The following is a 21273-nucleotide window of genomic DNA, read 5'->3' as shown; positions in this document are numbered from 1 at the left end:
AGCGCAAGCAAGAGAACGTACCGATTGGAAATTGAAGCCCAGGCCGTATTTTGATGTGGCGCGAATTATGCCGCCTCTATCGATGATGCAAACAATGCCACCGGACGCACGTATAGGCGTGCTTATCGCGCATCCGACGAAAGGATCGGCGGCGAGCACGTGGCCGGAACGCGAGCCGTGCCGCCGGTGACGCATGCCGGCCGCGCGTCCGCGCGCCCGCCCTCGCCACTGGGTCAGCCATTGGCACGCAGGCGTTTCGCCGGACGAGCGCCGGATCGCCTTTTTTCCGGCCCATTGTTGTAATATCGGGCGTTTTGTCCAAATCACGCCGTCACGCATGCTCGATTTTTTCCGCAATCACCAGCGCTTGATGATGTTCCTGCTGCTCCTGATCGTATTGCCGGGGCTGGGAATCGTTGGCATTCAGGGTTTCCGTGGGTTCTTCGACGATAGCGCGAACGTCGCGTCCGTCAACGGGCACAAGATCGCGCGCGCCGAGTTCGACGGCATGCTGCGCCAGCAGATCGATCAGGCGCGCCAGGTGCTTGGCGCGAAGTTCGATGCGAAGATGTTCGATACGCCCGAGCGCCGCCAGCAATTGCTCGACGGGCTGATCCAGCAGCGCGTGCTGGCCGACGAGACGCAGCGCCTGCATCTGACGGCGTCGGATGGCGCGGTGCGCAACGCGCTGTTGAGCGACCCGGTGATCGGCTCGCTGAAGAAGCCGGACGGCTCGATCGACGCCGAGCGCTACACGCAATTGCTGGCGATGCAGGGCATGACGCCCGATCAATACCAGGAGCGCGTGCGGTACAACCTCGCGATGCAGCAAATTCCGCAAAGCCTGATTTCGAGCGCGTTTACGCCGAAGAGCGTTGCGCAGCGCCTGACCAGCCTTGCCGAACAGCAGCGGGAAGTGCAGCCGCTGATGCTGAAGGTGGCGGACTTCGCATCGAAGGTTCAACCGACCGATGCGCAGATTACCGCCTATTACGACGCGCATAAGCAAGCTTTCGCGACGCGAGAGGCGGCGGCGATCCAATATCTCGTCTATTCACCGTCGGCCGCTGCTGCGGCGGCGCAGCCGAGCGACGCCGACATCAAGAAGTATTACGACGACAACATCGCGCGCTATCGCACCGATGCGCAGGTGCGCGTGAGCCACATCTTCGTCGCCGCGGCGAAGGATGCGAGCGCGGCCGACAAGGCCGCGGCGAAAGCGAAGGCGGAGCAGTTGCTTGCCGAAGTGAACGCGCATCCGGAACAGTTCGCGCAGATTGCCGAGAAGAACTCGCAGGACGCGCCGTCGGCGGCGAAGGGCGGCGACCTCGGCTTCATCACGCGCGGCTCGACCGCGGGTGGCGCCGCGTTCGACGACGCCGCGTTCGCGCTGAAGAAGGACGGAATCAGCGGTGTCGTGCAAGGCGATTACGGCTTTCACATCCTGAAGGCGACGGACGTGAAGCCGGCTGTCGTGAAGCCGCTCGCGGACGTGAAGGATTCGATCGTCGCGGATCTGAAGCAGCAGTTCGCGGCCAAGGCGTTCGCCGACAATGCGGAAGGCTTCTCGTCGACGGTCTATGAAAAGGCGAAGAGCCTGCAGCCGGCCGCCGACAAGTACAAGCTGTCGCTTCAGACCGCGACGGTGTCGCCGCAGCCGAATCCGGCGCTGCCGCCCGATAGCCCGCTGAACAATCCGAAGTTCCTCGCAGCCGTGTTCGCGGCCGATTCGGTGAAAAACGGCAATAACACGCAAGCGATCGACGTCGGCGGCAACACGCTGATCGCCGCGCGCGTGACGAGCCATCAGCCATCGACCGTGCCGGCGCTCGCCGCGATCAAGGATCAGGTGCGAGCGAAGGTGGTGGCCGAGGAGGCCGCGAAGCTCGCGAAGCAGGATGGCGAGGCCAAGCTTGCCGAGTTGCGCAAATCGAAATCGACGGCGGGTTTCGTGGCCGCGGCCAAGATCTCGCGCACCCAATCGAACGGATTGCCGCCCGCGGCGGTGAGCGCGATCTACAAGGCCGATCCGAAAGCGCTGCCCGCGTATGTCGGCGTCGATCTCGGCAACGACGGCTATGCCATTTTCCGCGTGAATGCGGTCGTCGACGCGCCGCCGGCCGACGATCAGCGTCTTGCGGCTGCACAGCAGCAGCTTGCGCAAGTTTATGCGCAGGGCGAGACGCAGGCGTACCTCGCCGCGCTGCGCGCGCGTTCGAGCGTGAAACTTTACGGCTCGAGCGCGGATACGGCTTCGCAGGATAAGTCCGAATGATCGAAGCGGCCGCGCTTTTGATTGGCTGATACGCGGCAGCGGCAACATCGGCACCCGGCAGCAGCCCCGCCATTGCGCGGGGCTGTTTCTTTTCGGGTTGCGCGGTTCCGGCCGCGCGTCAGTGCGATGCCGTGCGCAGCAGCGGCTTGAGCGTCGGCCACACGTTGTCGAGCAACTGACGCTGCGCGGCCTGGGCCGGATGGATCTGGTCGGACTGGAACATTTCGGGCTTGTTTTCCAGGCCCGCGAGCAGGAACGGCACGAGCGGCACGCGCAGTTCTTTCGCGAGCGCCGTATAGACGCCGTGGAACCGCTGCGTATAGTCGGGGCCGTAATTGGCCGGCACGTACATTCCGACGAGCAGCACCCGCGCGCGCGCCTGTTTGGCCTGCGCGACGATCTCGCGTAGATTGCGCTCGGTCGCGTCGAGCGGCACGCCGCGCAGCGCGTCGTTCGCGCCCAGCTCGACGACCACGACCGACGGCTTGAGCCGCGCAAGCAGCGCCGGCAGCCGCGCGCGGCCGCCGCTCGTCGTGTCGCCGCTGATGCTGGCATTCGCGACGCTATAATCGATGCGCTCCGCCGCAAGACGCGCGCGCATCAGCGCCACCCAGCCAGTGTCGCGCGGCAGACCGTATTCGGCCGACAGACTGTCGCCGAGCACGACGATCGTCGGCTTGTCGGGCTGTATGCCGGCGGGCGCCGCGGCCGGCGTGGCCGCATCGGCGGCGCCGGCGAGCGTGGCGGCGGCCACGAGCGCGGCGCCGGTTCTCCAGGGGAAAGTGCGTTTCATGCTCAAGATTACCGATCCGATTATCGAAGTACGGGATGTATGCAAGCGTGTCGCGGATGCCACGGGCGAGCTGACGATTCTCGAGCGTATCGACCTGGTGGTGCGCGCGGGCGAGAGCGTCGCGATCGTCGGCGCGTCCGGGTCGGGAAAATCGACGCTGCTCGGCTTGCTCGCCGGATTGGACAGCGCGACGAGCGGCACGGTTCGCCTGTTCGGCAAAGACCTCGGTCAGCTGGACGAGGATGCGCGTGCGGCACTCCGAAACGGTGCGGTCGGCTTCGTTTTTCAATCGTTCCAGTTGATGCCGCATCTGACCGCGCTCGAAAACGTGATGCTGCCGCTTGAACTGCAAGGCGGCGTCGGCACGCGCGACGCGGTGCAGCGTTCGCGCGCGCTGCTCGAACAAGTGGGGCTCGGCGCGCGCACTGGGCACTATCCGAAACTATTGTCGGGCGGCGAGCAGCAGCGCGTCGCGCTCGCCCGCGCGTTCGTCACGCGTCCGGCGCTGCTTTTTGCCGACGAGCCCACGGGCAGTCTCGATGCGGCGACGGGGCATGCGGTGATCGATCTGATGTTCGAGCTGAACCGCGCGCACGGCGCGACGCTCGTGCTCGTCACGCACGATCCCGAACTCGCGCGCCGTTGCAAAACGACGGTCGTGCTCGAAGCGGGCCGCTTGCAGGGCGATGCGGGCCGCGAGCGGCACATGGCGGGCTGATTCGGGCGCGGCTGCGTCGATCGGGCGGCGCTCGCGGTGTGCGGGGCTGGCCGTGCGGGCAGCGGCCGTGCATTCGGTGCGCGGGCGTCCGGCCAGCGCTTTTCGTGGCGGCGCGCCGGGCCGCTGCCTGTTGCCCGCGCACGCCCGAGGCGTGCCCGGCGATCCTGCGCGCCGCCGATCGACTCAACTCAACGCGATAGCGCCTTGCGTGCCCGGGCGATCAGCGCCGACGTCGACGAGTCATGCTTGGCCGGATCGGCTTGCGCGGCCGACAGATCGGCCTCGACGACCTTGCCGAGGATCTTGCCCAACTCGACGCCCCACTGATCGAACGGATTGATATTCCACACCGCGGCTTGTACGAGCACCTTGTGCTCGTACAGTGCGATCAGCGCGCCGAGCGAGCGCGGCGTCAGCGCGTCGACGAGAATCGTCGTGGTCGGGCGGTTGCCGGGGAAGCTCAGGTGCGGCGCGAGTTCGGGATGGTCCGGCCCGGCGATCTTGCGCGCTTCCTCGAGCGTGCGGCCAAGCATCAGCGCCTCGCTTTGCGCGAAGCAGTTCGCGAGCAGCTTCGGATGATGGCTCGCGAGCGCATGCTCGGGCGTGAGCACCGCGATGAAATCGATCGGCACGAGCGTCGGGCCCTGATGCAGCATCTGGAAGAACGCATGCTGGCCGTTCGTGCCGGGCTCGCCCCACGTGACGGCCGACGTCGGGTAATCGACGAACGCACCGTCGATGCGCGCGGACTTGCCGTTGCTTTCCATCTCGAGCTGTTGCAGATACGACGGCAGATAGTGCAGCGCCTCCGAATACGGCGCGACGAGATAGCTCTGCGCGCCGAAGAAATTCCGATACCAGATGCCGATCAGGCCGAGCAGCGCCGGCAGGTTGCGCTCGAGCGGCGCGTGGCGGAAATGCTCGTCCATGTCGTGCGCGCCGGCGAGCAGTTCGTCGAAGCGCTCGGGGCCGACCGCGATCATGATCGACAGACCGACCGCGGACCACAGCGAATAGCGGCCGCCGACCCAGTCCCACATCTCGAACACGTTCGCCTCGGCGATACCGAACTTGACGACTTCGGCCGGATTCGCCGACACGCCGACGAAGTGCTTCGCGAGCGCGTTTTCCGGGCAGCCCTTCGCCACGAACCAGTCGCGCAGCGAGCGCGCGTTCGTCATCGTCTCGAGCGTCGTAAAGGTTTTCGACACGATGATCGCGAGCGTTTCCTGCGGATCGATCTGCTCGAGCACGCGCGCGAGATCGGCGCCGTCGACGTTCGACACGAAGTGCGTGGCGATGTCGGGCGTCGCGACGTGGTGGAGCGCATGGACGACCATCTTCGGCCCGAGATCCGAGCCGCCGATGCCGATGTTCACGACGTGGCGGATGCGCTTGCCGGTGTAGCCAGTCCATGCGCCGCTGCGCACCGCGTCGGCAAAGCGCGCCATCTTCGTGCGCTCGGCGGCGATTTGCGCATGGAACGGCGCGTCGGGCGAACTCGCGCGCAGCGCGGTATGCAGCGCCGCGCGGCCTTCGGTGGGGTTGACGATGCCGCCCGCGAACATCGCGTCGCGGCGTGCTTCGACGCCGGCTTCGCGAGCCAGTTGGACGAGCAGCGCGAGCGTTGCATCGGTGATGCGGTTTTTCGAGAAATCGGCGGCGAGGCCGCCGCCTTCGAACGTGAAGCGTTCGGCGCGCGTCGGCGCGGGATCGGCGGCGGGCGCGAACCAGTCGCGCAGATGCGCGTCGCGGATGTCTTCATAGTGCGCTTGCAGCGCGGGCCAAACGGGGAGCGAATTCAGCGTCATGGCGATTAAGGCGAGGCAGCGTGATTCGGGAAGGCCGCGCCCGCTGCCGGCACAAGGCACGCGGGCGGACGAGGAGCCCGCCGGCGGCGCGTGGCATGACGGCTCGAAGCGGGCGCGCCGCGCGGCGGGACGCTCAGTATAGCGGCGCTTGGCCCGGCGTGCCGGCGCGCGCGTAAAAGAGCCGGTTGAGCAGCATGCGCACGGCCGGCGCGAGTTCGCCCGCGGTGAGGCCGGCCGGCCCCGCGCCCGCCGCGCACAGGCGCTCGGCGGCGAGCCCGTGCAGGTAGACGCCCGCGAGCGCGGCCTCGAAGCGCGGCATGCGTTGCGCGAGCAGCGCGCCGATCAAGCCGCCCAGCACATCGCCGGTGCCGCCCGTGGCGAGCGCGGCGTTGCCGGTCGGGTTGATCGCGACGCGGCCGTCGGGCGACGCAATCACGGTGCCCGAGCCTTTCAACGCGACGACGGCGCAAAAGCGCGCGCTCAGGGCGCGCGCGGCCGCGACGCGCCCGCGCTGGATGCCGGCCGCGTCGGTGCCGAGCAGGCGCGCGGCCTCCAGCGGATGCGGCGTGAGGATCGCGGCGTCGCCGGCGCGGCCGCGTGCGGTGAGCGCCTCGGCGAGCGCGGGGGTCGCGGCGATCAGGTTCAGCGCGTCGGCGTCGATCAGTTTCGGCGCATCGAGCGGCAGCGCGGCCGTGAGCGCGTGCGCGGCGGCCTCGCTCGCGCCGAGCCCACAGCCGATCACGAGCGCGGTGAGGCCGGCCGTGGGCAGCGTGCCGGCCGGGTGCAGCATCAGCTCTGGGTGCGGCGCATCGTAAGGCGGCGCGCCCGTGCCGACGAAGCCGACATGCACCTTGCCCGCGCCCGCGAAGAGCGCCGCGCGCGCGGCGAGAATCGGCGCGCCGCACATGCCGGTGTCGCCGCCGACGATCGCGACGCTGCCGTAGGTGCCCTTGTGCGACGCGAACGCGCGCTCGGGCAGGTGCGCGCCGAACAGATCGGGCGCGTTGAGCCGGATCTCGGGCGTCGCGCATTCGTCGAGGCCGAGCGCGGCGACGTGAATCTCGCCCGCGAGATCGCGCCCTTCGCCGGTGTAGAGGCCGGGCTTGGCCGCGATGAACGACAGCGTGTGAGTGGCCGCGACCGCCGGGCCCGCGCCGACGCGCAGGCCGGTGTCGCTGTCGAGCCCGCTCGGCACGTCGAGCGCGAGCACGCGGCCGGTGTGCCGCGCGCGCGCCGACAGCCGGGCCGCGAGCACCGCGAACGCGCCGTCGAGCGGCCGCGCGAGGCCAATGCCGAACAGGCCGTCGACGAGCCAGCCGTAGCCGTCGAACGACGCGGGCGGCTCGGCGTCGATCGGTACGCCCGCCGCGCGGGCGCGATCGAGCGCCCAGCGGGCGTCGTCGGGCTTCACGCCGACGGGCATCCACACGTCGGCCGCGAAGCCGAGCCGATGCAGTTCGGTCGCCGCGACGAGCGCGTCGCCGCCGTTGTTGCCGGGGCCGGCCGCGAACCAGACCGGACGCGGATCGCTGACGAGCCGCGCGGCGAGCCATTGCGCGGCGGCGGCGCCCGCGCGGCCCATCAGCGTATGCGGTGGCAGCGCGGCGGCGGCGTTGTGCTCGATGTCGCGCAGCTCGGCGACGGTAAGGAGCGGCTCGCCCGTATGCGCGGGCCATTCGGCGAACGGATCGGACGGCGCCGGCGCATGAGGCTGAGCGGAACGCGGATGAAGCGCGGCGGAATCGGCGGGCAAGGGCATGGACGGCTCGCGGTCAAGCGCCGCCGGCGGCGGCCTCAGGTGGCAAAGCGCTGCGCGCGCAGCGCGGCGAGCGTATCGGCGGGCAGGCTGCACGTGGCACCGCCGACGGCATCGGCCACCACTTTAGCAGACCCGAGCGCGAGCCCCCAGCCGGCCGGGCCATGGCCGAAATTGACGAACACGCGCGGATGGCCGGTCGGCCCGACCACCGGCAGGCCGTCCGGCGACAGCAGCTTCGCGCCTTGCCAGGCGCGCGCGGCGGAAATTTTCGCGGTGCCGGGCAGCCAGTCGTGCGCGGCCTGGCCGAGCAGCGCGAGCGCCGCCTCGGCAAGCGGCTCGGGCAGCGGCCGCGCCGTGTCCCTCGCGCTTTGCAGCACCGCGCCGCCGCCGATCTTGAGCCGCTGACCGAGCCGCGTGAGCGTGATCCGCCTGACCGTGTCGACGATCGCGAGATGCGGCGCGTGCTCGTCGTAGGCGAGCGGCGCGGTCAGCGTATGAACGCGCACCGGATGCAGTGGCGCGCGCACGCCGAACGGCTGCGCAAGCGCCAGGCTGTCGACGCCGGCAGCGATGACGAGCGCATCGGCCGAGATCACGTCGACCTGCTTCGATTTCGCCGCGCGCGGATCGGTGGGGTCCGGCGCGAGTTCGACTGCCGCGCGCTGCGTGTCCACGCGGATCGCCGCCGCCGCGCGGCCCAGCCGGAACTGGACGTCGTGGGTGTCGAGCACCTGCTTGACGAGTTTCACGAATAGCGGGCAGTTCGCGGTGCGCTCGTGTGCGAACAGCACGCCGCCCGCGAATGCGGATTCGGCGCGCACCGACGGCTCGAGCGCCGCGCACGCGTCGGGCGTGAGCGTCTCGAACGGCATGCCCAGATCGCGCATCAGCTCGAGCGCGGGGCGCACGTCGTCCCATTCGGCGCGCTCGCGTACCAGGTGCAGCACGCCGCTTTTCTGCTCGAATTCGAGCGCAAAGCGCGTTTCGATATCGGCGATCGTTTCACGCGAAAGCTCGACGAGCGGGCGCAGCGCCCCATACTGCGCGCGAAACGCGTCGGGCTCGCGCAGCGCGTCGAGGCGGCCGACGAAGCGCCGCAGCGCGCCGTTGAGGCCGGGCTTGTAGACGACGCCGCTCTTTGACGCGCGCCGCTCGCGCATGAAGGTCGGGCCGAACCAGACGTCCAGGGGCGTAGGCAGCAGGGCGCCGCCCTGGCCGTAGGTCGCGCCTTGCGCGACTGTCGCGTGACGCTCGACGACGCACACGCGATGGCCGGCCGCGCGCAACTGGTAGGCGGTGGCGATGCCGGCGAGGCCGCCGCCGATGACAATGACATCCATGCTCGATTCGATGACGGGTGGCCGATGCGGCCCGGTTGCGATGACGTTGCGGGCCGCGTCGGCCCGGCGAAGCGCGCATGATAGCGCCAAATGCCGCGGATCGGCCGGCGCGGCTTGCGCGTTGCACGGGTGGCCGGGCGGCGGCGGATGGCGCCTGGCGCGGGCGGCCGACGGCCGGCCGCCCGCCCGCGCCGCGCCGAATTGCCGTCGCGCAGGCCGTTCGGCGAGCGGCCGGCGGGTATATAATAACGGCCTTCCTTACGCCCCCCGTCGCCAGCTTGCGCGACTCATCGACGACGTCCAGTCCAGCCCATGGCTCACTTCTCGTGTTTTCCCGGTGCTTCGGCGCTTTCCGATTTTCGTCAAACCCGCCTGCTCGACGCGCTCAAGCAAATCGACGGCGACATCGTCGCGCTGCGCGGCCAGTATCTGCACTTCGTCAACGCGCATGAGCCGCTCACCGCGGACGACAGCGCGCGCATCGACGCGCTGATGCACTACGGCGAGCCGTTCGAGCCCTCGTCCGACAAGGGCGCGACCGAAACCTTCGTGGTGCTGCCGCGTCTGGGCACGGTGTCGCCGTGGGCAAGCAAGGCGACCGACATCGCGCAGCACTGCGGGCTGGCCCGCGTGCGGCGCATCGAGCGCGGCGTCGAGTTCACGCTCACGCTGAAAAGCGGGCTGCTCGGCGTCGGTGGCAAGAAGGCGCTGTCGGCCGACGCGCGCGCCGCGGTCGCGGCCGCGCTGCATGACCGGATGACCGAGAGCGTCGTCGCGTCGCGTGACGATGCACGGCACCTGTTCGACGAACTGCCGGCCAAGCCGCTCGAGACCGTCGACGTGCTCGCGCACGGCCGCGCCGCGCTCGTGACGGCGAACGCCGAGCTGGGTCTCGCGCTCGCCGCCGACGAGATCGACTACCTGGTCGATGCGTTCGTCAAGCTGGAGCGCAACCCGACCGACGTGGAGCTAATGATGTTCGCGCAGGCGAACAGCGAGCACTGCCGGCACAAGATCTTCAACGCGCAATGGACGATCGACGGCGAGCCGCAGGATCTGTCGCTGTTCCAGATGATCCGCAATACCGAGAAGCTCAATGGGCAGCGCACGATCGTCGCGTATTCGGACAACTCGGCGATCATGCAGGGCGCGCCGGCCGAGCGCTGGTTCCCGCGCGGCGCGGATGCGGCGGGCGCGGCCGAGCGCTACGGCCGCCACACCGAACTCACGCATACGCTGATGAAGGTCGAGACGCACAATCACCCGACCGCGATCTCGCCGTTCGCGGGCGCGGCGACGGGCGCGGGCGGCGAGATTCGCGACGAGGGGGCGACGGGCCGTGGCGCGCGGCCGAAGGCGGGCCTGACGGGCTTCACGGTGTCGAACCTCGATTTGCCGGCGGCGCGCGAGAAATGGGAAAACGCGCGCGACGCCGCGCGGCCGCTCGCGCAACGCGACGCAGGCGCGAGCGCCGAGCCTTACGGCCGCCCGGACCGGATTGCCTCGCCGCTGTCGATCATGATCGACGGCCCGCTCGGCGGCGCGGCGTTCAACAACGAATTCGGCCGGCCGAACCTCGGCGGCTATTTCCGCGTCTACGAGCAGAACGTCGGCGGGCGGGTGCGCGGCTATCACAAGCCGATCATGATCGCGGGCGGCATCGGCAACATTTCCGATGCGCACACGCACAAGCACGATCTGCCCGCCGGCTCGCTGCTGATCCAGATCGGCGGCCCCGGCATGCGGATCGGGATGGGCGGCGGCGCGGCCAGCTCGATGGCGACCGGCGCGAACACGGCCGAACTCGATTTCGACTCCGTCCAGCGCGGCAACCCGGAGATCGAGCGGCGCGCGCAGGAGGTGATCAACGGCTGCTGGCAACTCGGCGACGCGAATCCGATTCTCAGCATCCACGACGTCGGCGCGGGCGGCTTGTCGAACGCGTTCCCCGAACTCGTCGACGGCGCGCACAAGGGCGCGCGCTTCGAGCTGCGCCGCGTGCCTCTCGAGGAAAGCGGGCTATCGCCGCGCGAGATCTGGTCGAACGAAGCGCAGGAGCGCTACGTGCTCGCGATCGCGCCCGCCGATCTGCCGCGCTTCGAGGCGATTTGCGCGCGCGAGCGCTGCCCGTTCGCGGTCGTCGGCGTGGCGACCGATGCGCGGCAACTGCAACTCGTCGACGTGCAGGCGGCGGGCGAGCAAGCGTATCCGGTCGACATGCCGATGGACGTGCTGCTCGGCAAGCCGCCGCGGATGCACCGCGACGTGACGCGCATCGACGACGCGCACGCTCCGGTCGACGTGACGGGCCTGGCGCTTGCCGACGTCGGCGTCGACGTGCTCAGGCATCCGACGGTTGCGAGCAAGTCGTTTCTGATCACGATCGGCGACCGCACGGTCGGCGGCACGTCGGTGCGTGACCAGATGGTCGGCCCGTGGCAGGTGCCCGTGGCCGATTGCGCGATCACCGCGCTCGATTACGCGGGCTTTGCCGGCGAAGCGATGACGATGGCCGAGCGCACCCCGCTCGCGGTGATCGACGCGCCCGCGTCGGGCCGCATGGCGATCGGCGAGGCGATCACCAACATCGCGGCCGCGCCGATCGCGTCGCTCGACACGCTGAAGCTGTCCGCGAACTGGATGGCCTCGTGCGGCACCGAAGGCGAGGACGCGAAGCTGTTCGACACCGTGAAGGCGATCGGCATGGAGCTGTGCCCGGCGCTCGGCATCGGCATTCCGGTTGGCAAGGATTCGCTGTCGATGAAGACGAAGTGGGACGACAACGGCGTCGCGAAGGAAGTCGTCGCGCCGGTGTCGCTGATCATCTCGGCGTTCGCGCCCGTCGACGACGTGCGCCGCCATTTGACGCCGCAGTTGCGCCGCGTTGCCGACGCCGGCGCGAGCGTGCTGATCGCGATTGATCTCGGCCGCGGCAAGAACCGCCTCGGCGGCAGCATACTCGCGCAGGTCACGCAGCAAGTCGGCGACGAGACGCCCGACGTCGACGATCCGCAAGACCTGAAGCGCTTTTTCGCGGCGATCCAGGCGCTGAATGCGCAGGGCTTGCTGCTTGCCTATCACGACCGCTCGGACGGCGGCCTGTGGGCGACCGTCTGCGAGATGGCGTTCGCCGGGCACGCGGGGGTGTCGCTGAACGTCGACATGCTCACGCTCGACGCGCAGCACGAATCCGACTACGGCGACGCGAAGGATTGGGCCAAGCAGACAAGCGGCCGCCGCGACGACCGCACGATCCGCGCGCTCTTTTGCGAGGAGCTTGGCGCGGTGGTTCAGGCGCGCGCGGCCGAGCGCGACACGGTGCTCGGCGTGCTGCGCGAGCATGGGCTTGCCGCGTGCTCGCATGTGATCGGCACGGTCAACGAGCATGACGCGATCGAGGTGTACCGGGACGCGAAGAAGATCTACGAGGCGCCGCGCGTCGAGCTGCAGCGCGCGTGGAACGAGGTGAGCTGGCGGATCGCGCGGCTGCGCGACAATCCGGCGTGCGCGGATGCCGAATACGACGCGATTCTCGACGCGCAGGACCCCGGCCTGTCTCCGGTGCTGACATTCGATCCCGCCGACGACATCGCGGCGCCGTTCATTGCGAAGGGCGCGCGGCCGCGCGTCGCGATTCTGCGTGAGCAGGGCGTGAACTCGCATCTCGAAACCGCGTATGCGTTCGATCGCGCGGGCTTCGACGCATACGACGTCCACATGAGCGATTTGCTCGCGGGCCGCGCGACGCTCGCCGATTTCGCGGGCGCGGTCGCATGCGGCGGCTTTTCGTATGGCGACGTGCTCGGCGCGGGCGAAGGCTGGGCGAAAACGATTCGCTTCAACGAGCAACTCGCCGAGATGTTCTCCGCGTTCTTCGCGCGCCCGGACACGTTCGCGCTCGGCATTTGCAACGGTTGCCAGATGCTGTCGAGCTTGGCGTCGATGATTCCGGGCGCCGACGCATGGCCGAAGTTCACGCGCAACAAATCGGAGCAGTTCGAGTCGCGTTTCTCGCTCGTCGAGGTGCAGCGCTCGCCGTCGATCTTTTTCGCCGGAATGGAGGGCTCGCGGATTCCGGTCGCGGTCGCGCACGGCGAAGGCTATGCGGACTTCTCGCAACAGGGCGACGCGAGCCGCGTCGCGGTGGCAATGCGCTACGTCGATCATCGCGGCGAAGCGACCGAGCGCTATCCATTCAATCCGAACGGCTCGCCGGCCGGGATTACGTCGGTGACGACGGCCGACGGCCGGTTCACCGTGCTGATGCCGCACATGGAGCGTGTGCAGCGCACCGTGCAGATGAGCTGGCATCCGGACGGCTGGGGCGAGGCGAGCCCGTGGCTGCGCGTGTTCCGCAATGCGCGGCGCTGGCTCGGATAAAACGGGGCTGGGATAGAGAGAGAAGCAAACCGGGCCGGTTGACGCGAAGTCAAGCGGCCCGGTACGGCGACGCGAGGTCCGCGTACCGTGGCGGACCATCTGGCGACGCATGCCGGCGAAAAAAATGCCGCTCGATTCGAGCGGCATTTTTGTTGAAGCGGCGCGTTGCCGCGGCGAGCAATCGCCGCGTTACTGAATCTTCGCCTGCTGACGCAAGCCTTCCTCGAACGCCTGCAGTTTCTGCTGCACCATCTGCTGCGCGATCTGCGGCTTGACCTGTTCGAACGGCGGCGGCGCGATATTGCGGATATCGTCGACGCGGATGATGTGCCAGCCGAACTGCGTCTTCACCGGCGCATCCGTCAGTTGGCCTTTCTGCAACTGCTGCGCGGCCGCGGCGAATTCCGGCACGTAAGCCTTCGGATCGGACCAGTCGAGGTCCCCGCCGTTCTTAGCCGAACCCGGATCCTTCGAGTATTGCTTCGCGAGATCCTCGAACTTCGCGCCGCCCTTGATCTTCGCGATCAGGTCCTTTGCCTGCTGTTCGTTGTCGACGAGGATGTGGTGCAGATGATATTCATGGCCCGCCGCGCTCTTCACGAGTTCGTCGTAGCGCGCCATCAGCTCGGCGTCGCTCGGCTGGTTCTGCTTGAGGAAATCCTCGATCATCGCGCGCAGCACCGTGGTTTGCTGCGCAACGGCGACTTGCGCCTTCACGTCGGGGCGATTCGGAATGCCGCGCTTGATCGCCTCTTGCATCAGGATTTCGCGGTTGATGAGTTCCTGGCGCACGGCTTGCTCGAGCTGCGGCGAGTCCTGCTGGCCTTGGCGGACGAGCTGCGCGACCATCGCGTCCGCGCGCGATTTCGGGATCGGCGTGCCATTGACGACGGCGATGTTCTGGGCAAAGGCCGGAGCGGCTGCGAGAGCGGCTGCCGCGACCCACAGTCGGGAAGATTTCAGGATCATCGGGAATTCCTAAAGAACGAACGGACTTAACGGGAACGGGAAGACTCTCTATATTCTTCTGGCGTGTAAGCGACGATCGCGAGCGCGTGAATTCCGCGTTGCATCGCGTCGGCGAGCGCATCATACACCAGCCGGTGCCGGGCGATGCGCGACCGGCCCTCGAACGCGGCCGCGACGATCGTCACCGTGTAGTGGCCGCCCGCGGCGGCGCCTGCGTGGCCGGCGTGCCGCGCGCTGTCGTCGCGCACGTCGATCGATTCGGGCGCGAGCGCCGTGGCGAGGCGCGCCTCGATCAGCGCGATGCGCTCGGCGGGGGCGGCTTGAAGGAACGCGGCGCTCATCGTCATTCGTCCTTCAGATATTTGGCCAGCCACAGGCTTTGCATGATGATGAAAACGACGATCGCGCCCGTCGTGCCGAACAGCTTGAAGTTGACCCACTGCGATTCGGTGAAGTTGCGCACGACGTACAAATTGGTGACGCCGAGCGCGGCGAAGAACGCGGCCCAGGCGAGGTTCAGCTTGTCCCAGACCGGCGAGGGCAGCGTGAGCTGCTTGCCCATCATCTTCTCGATCAGGTTGTTGCCGAACGCATAGCGCGCGACGACGAGGCCGACGGCGAACAGCCAGTACAGCACGGTCGGCTTCCATTGGATGAATTTCTCGTCATGCAGCACGAGCGTCGCGCCGCCGAACACGACGATCACGCCGAGGCTCACCCACAGCATCGTGTCGACTTTCCGGTGGCGGAACGCGACCCATGCCACCTGCGCAAGCGTGGCGGCGATCGCGACGGCGGTTGCCGTGAAGATGCCCCATAGCTTGAAGGCGGCGAAGAACAGGATGATCGGGAACAGGTCGAACAGGAATTTCATGGCGCTCGCGGCTGCGTGGCGGGCGCGCGGGGCCCGCCACCGTTACAGGGACGCCCGCGCGGGTTTATTATTTCCGCCCGGGTTTAGGCTCGAAGTTTAACGCAGCCGAGTTGATGCAGTACCGCAGACCGGTTTTGTCGCGCGGGCCGTCCTCGAACACGTGGCCAAGATGCGCGCCGCAATGGTTGCAGCGCACCTCGACGCGCACCATCCCGTGCGTGTAGTCCATCTTCTCGTCGATCACCTCGCCGTTGATCGGCTTGAAGTAGCTCGGCCAGCCGCAGCCCGAGTGGTATTTCGCGCCGGACTCGAACAGTGCGGTGCCGCAGACGATGCAGCGGTAAATCCCGTCGTCTTCGGTGTCGGTGTATTCGCCGGTGAACGCTCGCTCGGTCGCCGCATGCTGCGTGACCTCGTATTGCAGCGGCGTGAGCCGGCGGCGCAGCTCGGCATCGTCCTTTGGGTACGGGAAGGGCCGATCGTCTTGATCTCCTGGCATGGGGTCGATTCTCCTGATGGATTCATGCGGATCGCGCGCGACATGGCGCGCGGCCCGGCGGGCGGCGGCCGTCACGACGAGCAGCTCACCGATAGCGTATTCGCCCAGTCGGGCGGCAGCGCGGCATAGGCGTCGTGTTCCGGCTGCTCGTCGAACGGGCGGCGCAGTATGGCCGCGAGACGTTCGACTTCGGAAAAGTCCTTCTCCTTGGCGCGGCGGATCGCGGTTTCCGCGAGATGATTGCGCAGCACGTATTTCGGATTCACGCGGTTCATCGCGGCCGCCCTCGCGGCGTCGTCGCGCGGCTCGAGGGCCAGGCGCGCGCGGTAGGCGCGCGCCCAGCGGTCGAAGGCGTCGCGCTCGACGAACAGGTCGCGCACCGGCGCGTCGGCGTGCTCGCCGTGTGTCGCGCGCGGCTCGTGCTTCGAGAGCTGCGCGAGGCGGCGGAACGTCAGCGTGAAGTCGGCGCGGTTCGCGTCCATGATTTCGAGCAATTGGTTGGCGAGCGCGGCATCGTCGTCGTGCGCGTGCTCGAGGCCGAGCTTCGCGCGCATCGCGCGCTCCAGCGCCGGGCCGAATTGTTCGGGGAAGCGGTTGAGCACCGCGTGCGCGTCGTCGGCCGCGCGCTCGGCGCGCGCATCCTCGTTCGGCGCGTCGCGATGCAGGCCGATGAGCGGCAGCAGCGCCTGCGCGAGGCAAAAGCAGTTCCAGTGCGCGATGCGCGGCTGCATCCGGTACGCGTAGCGGCCTTGCGTGTCGGAATGATTGCAGACGTGCTTCGCGTCGAACCCGTCGATGAAGCCGAACGGGCCGTAGTCGATCGTCAGGCCCAGGATCGACAGATTGTCGGTATTCATCACGCCGTGGCAAAAGCCGACCGCCTGCCATTGCGCGACCAGCTCGGCCGTGCGCCGTGTTGCTTCGGCGAGCAGCGCGAGATACGGATCGTGCGCGTCGCGGCACGCGGGGTAGAAGCGCTCGATCACGTGATCGGCCAGGGCGCGCAGTAAATCGGGGCGATCGTTCGCGAAAAAGTGCTCGAAGTGGCCGAAGCGCACGAAGCTTTCCGCTACGCGCGTGACGACCGCCGCCGTTTCGATCTCCTCGCGGACCACCGGCGCGTCGGAACCGACCACGGTGAGGGCGCGCGTTGTCGGAATGCCGAGATGATGCATCGCCTCCGAGCACAGGAATTCACGGATCGACGAGCGCAGCACCGCGCGGCCGTCGCCCATGCGCGAATACGGCGTGCGGCCCGCGCCTTTCAGTTGCAGTTCGTGGCGGCGGCCGTCGTGCGCGAGCTCGCCGATGGTGAGCGCGCGCCCGTCGCCGAGCTGGCCGGCCCAGACGCCGAACTGGTGGCCCGAGTAGACGGACGCGTAGGGCAGCGACGCGGCGGGCCAGTCGCGCGTCGGGTTGCCGCAGAACAGCTCGGCGAAGCCGGGCGCGCCGGCGAGCGCGGGATCGAGCCCGACGAGGCGCGCGGTATCGTCGGAAAAGCCGACGACATAAGGCGCGGGCAGCGGCGTGGCGGGCAGCCGCGTGAGGAATTCGGCGCCGAGCGCGACGAACGCGCCGTCGCGCGGGGCGGCGAGCGTTGCGGCGAGATCGGGCAGGCAGGCGGCCGGTGCGGCCTCGCTGGTGGAAAACGACATATTGCTGATCCGGAAGTTAGCCGATATTGTAAGTCGGCGCCGCCGGGGCCGCTGGCTGCCTGCGCGTGCCGATCACTTGCTGCGACAGGAGACGCAACCCGATGAGTACGCCGCTGCCGGGCCGGATGATGGATATGCCGCTGCTGATATCGTCGCTGATCGCCCACGCGGCGCGGCATGCGGGCGATGTCGAGATCGTGTCGCGGCGCATCGAGGGCGATATCCATCGCTATACGTACCGCGCCTGCGAGGCGCGCGCGAAGCGGCTGGCGCAGGCGCTCGGCCGGCTCGGCGTGGGCGGCGGCGAGCGGGTCGGCACGCTCGCGTGGAACGGCTATCGACACGTCGAGGCGTACTACGGCATCAGCGGGATGGGCGCGGTCTGCCACATGGTCAATCCGCGTCTGTTCGTCGAGCAGATCGCGTACATCATCGATCACGCCGACGATCAATACGTGCTGTTCGACCTGAATTTCGCGCCGCTCGTCGATCAGCTCGCGCCGCACTGCCCGCGCGTGAAGGGCTGGATCGCGTTGACCGACGAAGCGCATCTGCCGCGCGGCGCGACGCATTATCTCTGCTACGAAACGCTCATCGGCGCCGAGGACGGCGATTACGCCTGGCCGCTGCTCGACGAGCGGCAGGCGTCGTCGCTTTGCTATACGTCCGGCACCACGGGCCATCCGAAAGGTGCGCTTTATTCGCATCGTTCGACGGTGCTGCATGCGTATGGCGCGGCGTTGCCGGATTCGATGGCGATGTCGGCGCATGACGCGGTGCTGCCCGTCGTGCCGATGTTCCATGTGAACGCGTGGGGCCTGCCGTATTCGGCGCCGCTCGTCGGCGCGAAGCTCGTGCTGCCGGGCAAGGATCTCGACGGCAAGTCGCTGTACGAACTGATGGAGGCCGAGCGCGTGACGTTTTCCGCGGGCGTGCCGACGGTCTGGCTAGGCTTGCTCAATCACGTGCGTGAAGCGAACGCGCGGTTCTCGACGCTCAGGCGCACGGTGATCGGCGGCTCCGCCTGCCCGCCGGCGATGCAGCGTGCGTTCGAGGACGACTACGGCGTGCGGGTGATCCACGCGTGGGGCATGACGGAGATGTCGCCGCTCGGCACGCTCGCGGCGCTGAACTGGGCGCAGTCGCGGCGCGGCGCCGACGAGCAGCGGCGGCTGCTGGCCAAGCAGGGGCGGGCGATTTTCGGGGTCGACATGCGCATCGTCGGCGACGACGGCCGCGAGTTGCCGTGGGACGGCGTGGCGTTCGGCGACCTGCAGGTGCGCGGCCTGTGGGTGATCGACCGCTATTTCGGCAGCGACGCATCGCCGCTCGTCGACGGCTGGTTTCCGACGGGCGATGTCGCGACGATCGACGCCGACGGCTTCATGCAGATCACCGATCGCAGCAAGGACGTGATCAAGTCGGGCGGCGAATGGATCAGCTCGATCGAGATCGAAAACGTCGCGATCGCGCACCCGGCCGTCGCCGAGGCCGCGTGCATCGCGTGCGCGCATCCGAAATGGACCGAGCGGCCGCTCCTTGTCGCCGTCAAGCGCGACGGGATGGACGTCACGCGTGACGAATTGCTCGCGTTTTATCGGGATAAGGTCGCGAAATGGTGGATTCCCGATGACGTCGCCTTCGTCGATGCGCTGCCGCATACGGCCACCGGCAAGCTGCAGAAGCTCAAGCTGCGCGAGCAATTCCGCGATTACATCTTGCCGACGGCGCGCGACGCGTGAGCGGCCGCATGGGTGATTCTGGCAATTCGGCCAGCCCGGACAACGCGCAGAGTGCAGACAATCCAGTCCACGGCCGCGCTGGGGCGGTCACGTGAAACCCGCGGCTGGCGGCGGCGCGCACCGCATGTTGTCGCCGGATCGGCGGCCATCGGCGCGTCATTGCCTGCTGTTCCAGGCCGGGATGGCAGGGTCGGCACTAAATTGAACGATCGTTCTTTTTTGATGTATGCTGCTCGCGCATTTCCCGTATTCCGGAGAACGGCGCGCCGGTTGCGCCGCTTGCATCGATGACGCGGCCGTCCGGCCGCCGGCGGACAACGGGCCAACACCGCGCCCACCGCGCAGTTAGATACCCATGGAGGCATGCAGATGGCAGTGGACTATACGATTCGTGACGGCGTCGCCGTCATCACGCTTAACCATCCGCCCGTCAATGGGCTGGGGCTGGCGACGCGGCTGGGCGTCGTCGAGGGGCTCGAGCGCGCGCAGCGCGACCCGTCGGTGACGGCGATCGTGCTCACGGGCGCGGGCCGCGCGTTCTCCGGCGGCGCGGACATCACCGAATTCAGTACGCCGAAGGCGCTGCAGGAGCCGACGCTGCATACCGTGATCGACTCGGTGGAGGCAAGCGCGAAGCCGGTCGTCGTCGCGATTCACAGCATCGCGATGGGCGGCGGTCTCGAGCTCGCGCTCGGCGCGCATTACCGGATCGCATCGCCCGGCGCACAGATCGCGCTGCCCGAGGTGAAGCTCGGGTTGCTGCCGGGCGCGGGCGGCACGCAGCGGCTGCCGCGCGCGGTGGGGCTCGAAACCGCGCTCAACATGATCGTGTCGGGGGCGAGCGTGCCGTCCGAGCAGCTGGCGAAAAGCGGCCTTTTCGACGAGCTTGTCGAGGGCGACTTGCTCGACGCGGCGCTTGCATTCGCGCGCAAGGTGGGCGCGGCAAGCGGCCCGCATCCGCGCGTGCGCGATCGCGCGATCGCGCACGAGAACGCGGCAGGCTTCATTCAGTTCGCGCGCAACAGCGTGAAGGCGCTCGCGCAGAACTACCCGGCGCCGCACAAATGCATCGACGCGATCGAGGCGGGCGTGCTGCATGGCTTCGACAAGGGGCTCGCATTCGAGCGCGAATGCTTCATCGCGCTCGTGCAAACGCCCGAGAGCCGCGCGTTGCGTCATGCGTTCTTCGGCGAGCGCGCGGCGAGCAAGATTCCTGACGTGCCGGCCGATACGCCGACGCGGGAGGTCAAGACGGTCGCGGTGATCGGCGCGGGCACGATGGGCGGCGGAATCACGATGAATTTCCTGAACGCGGGCGTGCCCGTCACGCTGCTCGAAACGACGCAGGAAGCGCTCGATCGCGGGCTTGCGACGATCCGCAGGAATTACGACGCGCAGGTGAAGAAGGGCAAGCTCGCGCAGGACAAGCTCGAAGCGCGCATGGCGCTCATCAGGCCGACGCTGTCTTACGACGATCTGAAGGAAGCCGACTTGGTGATCGAAGCGGTGTTCGAGGAACTCGGCGTGAAGGAGCAGGTGTTCCGCAAGCTCGACGAAGTCGCGAAGCCGGGGGCGATTCTCGCGTCGAACACGTCGACGCTCGACGTCAACAAGATCGCCGGTTTCACGAAGCGGCCGCAGGACGTTGTCGGGCTGCATTTTTTCAGCCCGGCCAACGTGATGAAGCTGCTCGAAGTCGTGCGCGGCGACGCGAGCGCGCACGACGTGCTCGCCACGGTGATGCAGGTCGCGAAGAAGATCCGCAAGACGGCGGTGGTCGCGGGGGTATGCGACGGTTTCATCGGCAACCGGATGATCGAGCAATACGTGCGCCAAGCGCTTTTCATGCTCGAGGAAGGCGCGCTGCCCGCGCAGATCGATCGCGCGATCGAGCAATTCGGCTTCGCGATGGGCCCGTTCCGGATGAGCGATCTGGCCGGCAACGACATCGGCTGGGCGATCCGCAAACGCCGCTATGTCGAGCAGCCGGATCTGCGTTACTCGAAAATCGCCGACCGCCTTTGCGAGCAGGGCCGCTTCGGCCAGAAGACGGGCGCGGGCTGGTACGACTACGCGCCGGGTGAGCGCAAGGCCAAGCCGTCGAAGCTGGTCGACGACATGATCGTCGCGTTCTCGGCCGAGCAGGGCGCCGCGCGCCGCCAGATCGGCGACGACGAGATCGTCGAGCGGCTCGTCTATGCGCTCGTCAACGAAGGGGCGAAGATTCTCGAGGAGAAGATCGCGTCGAAGGCTTCCGATATCGATATGGTCTATCTGACCGGATACGGCTTTCCGCTGTGGCGCGGCGGCCCGATGCTGTACGCCGACACGGTCGGCCTCTACAACGTCGAGCGCGCGATACGCCGTTATGCGCAAGGGCCGAATGGCAGCGCCTGGCAGATCGCGCCGTCGATCGTCGAACTCGCCAAGAGCGGGCGCGGCTTCAACGCATGACGCC

General features: G+C 68.2%; 14 protein-coding genes. 5 read left to right on the top strand and 9 right to left on the bottom strand.

Features of this window, described 5'->3' with window-relative positions:
- The first annotated feature begins 337 nt into the window (after positions 1–337).
- A complete protein-coding gene (locus WS68_RS24505; protein WP_059573311.1) occupies positions 338–2275 on the top strand; it encodes a SurA N-terminal domain-containing protein in 1938 nt (645 codons plus the stop codon).
- 118 nt (positions 2276–2393) lie between these two features.
- On the opposite strand, the gene WS68_RS24500 is transcribed toward WS68_RS24505, so the two are convergent.
- On the bottom strand, positions 2394–3068 hold the full coding sequence (locus tag WS68_RS24500) for an arylesterase (RefSeq protein WP_059573310.1): 675 nt from the start codon (positions 3066–3068) through the stop codon (positions 2394–2396).
- On the opposite strand from WS68_RS24500, the gene WS68_RS24495 reads away from it, so the two are divergent.
- Entirely contained in the window at positions 3067–3786 is a 720-nt protein-coding gene (locus WS68_RS24495; protein WP_059573309.1) for an ABC transporter ATP-binding protein, read from the top strand. The two genes, WS68_RS24500 and WS68_RS24495, sit on opposite strands and share 2 nt — an antisense overlap.
- Positions 3787–3974: 188 nt before the next feature.
- Here the strand turns inward: WS68_RS24495 and pgi are convergent, their stop codons facing one another.
- From pgi to WS68_RS24480, 3 genes are all read right to left on the bottom strand, one after another.
- Positions 3975–5597 carry a glucose-6-phosphate isomerase gene (gene pgi / locus WS68_RS24490; RefSeq protein WP_059573308.1) on the bottom strand — a complete coding sequence of 541 codons (1623 nt, stop codon included), beginning with the start codon at positions 5595–5597 and terminating at the stop codon, positions 3975–3977.
- 133 nt (positions 5598–5730) lie between these two features.
- Positions 5731–7356 carry an NAD(P)H-hydrate dehydratase gene (locus WS68_RS24485; protein ID WP_059573307.1) on the bottom strand — a complete coding sequence of 542 codons (1626 nt, stop codon included), beginning with the start codon at positions 7354–7356 and terminating at the stop codon, positions 5731–5733.
- 35 nt (positions 7357–7391) lie between these two features.
- Positions 7392–8696 carry an FAD-dependent oxidoreductase gene (locus tag WS68_RS24480; RefSeq protein WP_059573306.1) on the bottom strand — a complete coding sequence of 435 codons (1305 nt, stop codon included), beginning with the start codon at positions 8694–8696 and terminating at the stop codon, positions 7392–7394.
- A gap of 312 nt (positions 8697–9008) precedes the next feature.
- Here WS68_RS24480 and purL point away from each other — a divergent pair, with 312 nt between their 5' ends.
- Complete coding sequence (gene purL / locus WS68_RS24475; protein WP_059573305.1) at positions 9009–13076, top strand: phosphoribosylformylglycinamidine synthase; 4068 nt, start codon at positions 9009–9011, stop codon at positions 13074–13076.
- A 189-nt stretch (positions 13077–13265) separates the two neighbouring features.
- Here the strand turns inward: purL and WS68_RS24470 are convergent, their stop codons facing one another.
- The 5 genes from WS68_RS24470 to WS68_RS24450 all read right to left on the bottom strand — a co-directional run bounded on the left by WS68_RS24470 (position 13266) and on the right by WS68_RS24450 (position 17073).
- The gene (locus WS68_RS24470) at positions 13266–14045 is read right to left on the bottom strand and encodes a peptidylprolyl isomerase (protein WP_059573304.1); all 780 of its coding nucleotides are present in this window, start codon (positions 14043–14045) and stop codon (positions 13266–13268) included.
- A gap of 26 nt (positions 14046–14071) precedes the next feature.
- Positions 14072–14392 (bottom strand): BolA family protein, encoded by a 321-nt coding sequence (locus WS68_RS24465; RefSeq protein WP_082710287.1) that lies wholly within the window; start codon positions 14390–14392, stop codon positions 14072–14074.
- Positions 14389–14919 (bottom strand): septation protein A, encoded by a 531-nt coding sequence (locus tag WS68_RS24460; RefSeq protein WP_059573303.1) that lies wholly within the window; start codon positions 14917–14919, stop codon positions 14389–14391. The genes WS68_RS24465 and WS68_RS24460 overlap by 4 nt, the downstream gene beginning before the upstream one ends.
- Before the next feature lie 67 nt (positions 14920–14986).
- Entirely contained in the window at positions 14987–15418 is a 432-nt protein-coding gene (msrB, locus tag WS68_RS24455; protein WP_059573302.1) for a peptide-methionine (R)-S-oxide reductase MsrB, read from the bottom strand.
- Between the two features lie 71 nt (positions 15419–15489).
- Positions 15490–17073 (bottom strand): protein adenylyltransferase SelO, encoded by a 1584-nt coding sequence (locus WS68_RS24450; protein WP_059573301.1) that lies wholly within the window; start codon positions 17071–17073, stop codon positions 15490–15492.
- Positions 17074–17174: 101 nt separating this feature from the next.
- Here WS68_RS24450 and WS68_RS24445 point away from each other — a divergent pair, with 101 nt between their 5' ends.
- Together WS68_RS24445 and WS68_RS24440 are read left to right on the top strand one after the other, a co-directional pair.
- Positions 17175–18815: a 3-(methylthio)propionyl-CoA ligase gene (locus WS68_RS24445; RefSeq protein WP_059573300.1), complete on the top strand. Its 1641-nt coding sequence runs from the start codon at positions 17175–17177 to the stop codon at positions 18813–18815.
- Positions 18816–19184: 369 nt separating this feature from the next.
- Positions 19185–21269, top strand: a complete 2085-nt coding sequence (locus WS68_RS24440; RefSeq protein WP_059573347.1) for a 3-hydroxyacyl-CoA dehydrogenase NAD-binding domain-containing protein — start codon at positions 19185–19187, stop codon at positions 21267–21269.
- Positions 21270–21273: the final 4 nt, after the last annotated feature.

Origin of the sequence: Burkholderia sp. TSV86 (genome assembly GCF_001522865.1) — a bacterium.
GTDB lineage: Bacteria > Pseudomonadota > Gammaproteobacteria > Burkholderiales > Burkholderiaceae > Burkholderia.
Note: the sequence above shows the minus strand (reverse complement) of the source record. Positions and strands in the feature narration are given on the sequence as shown.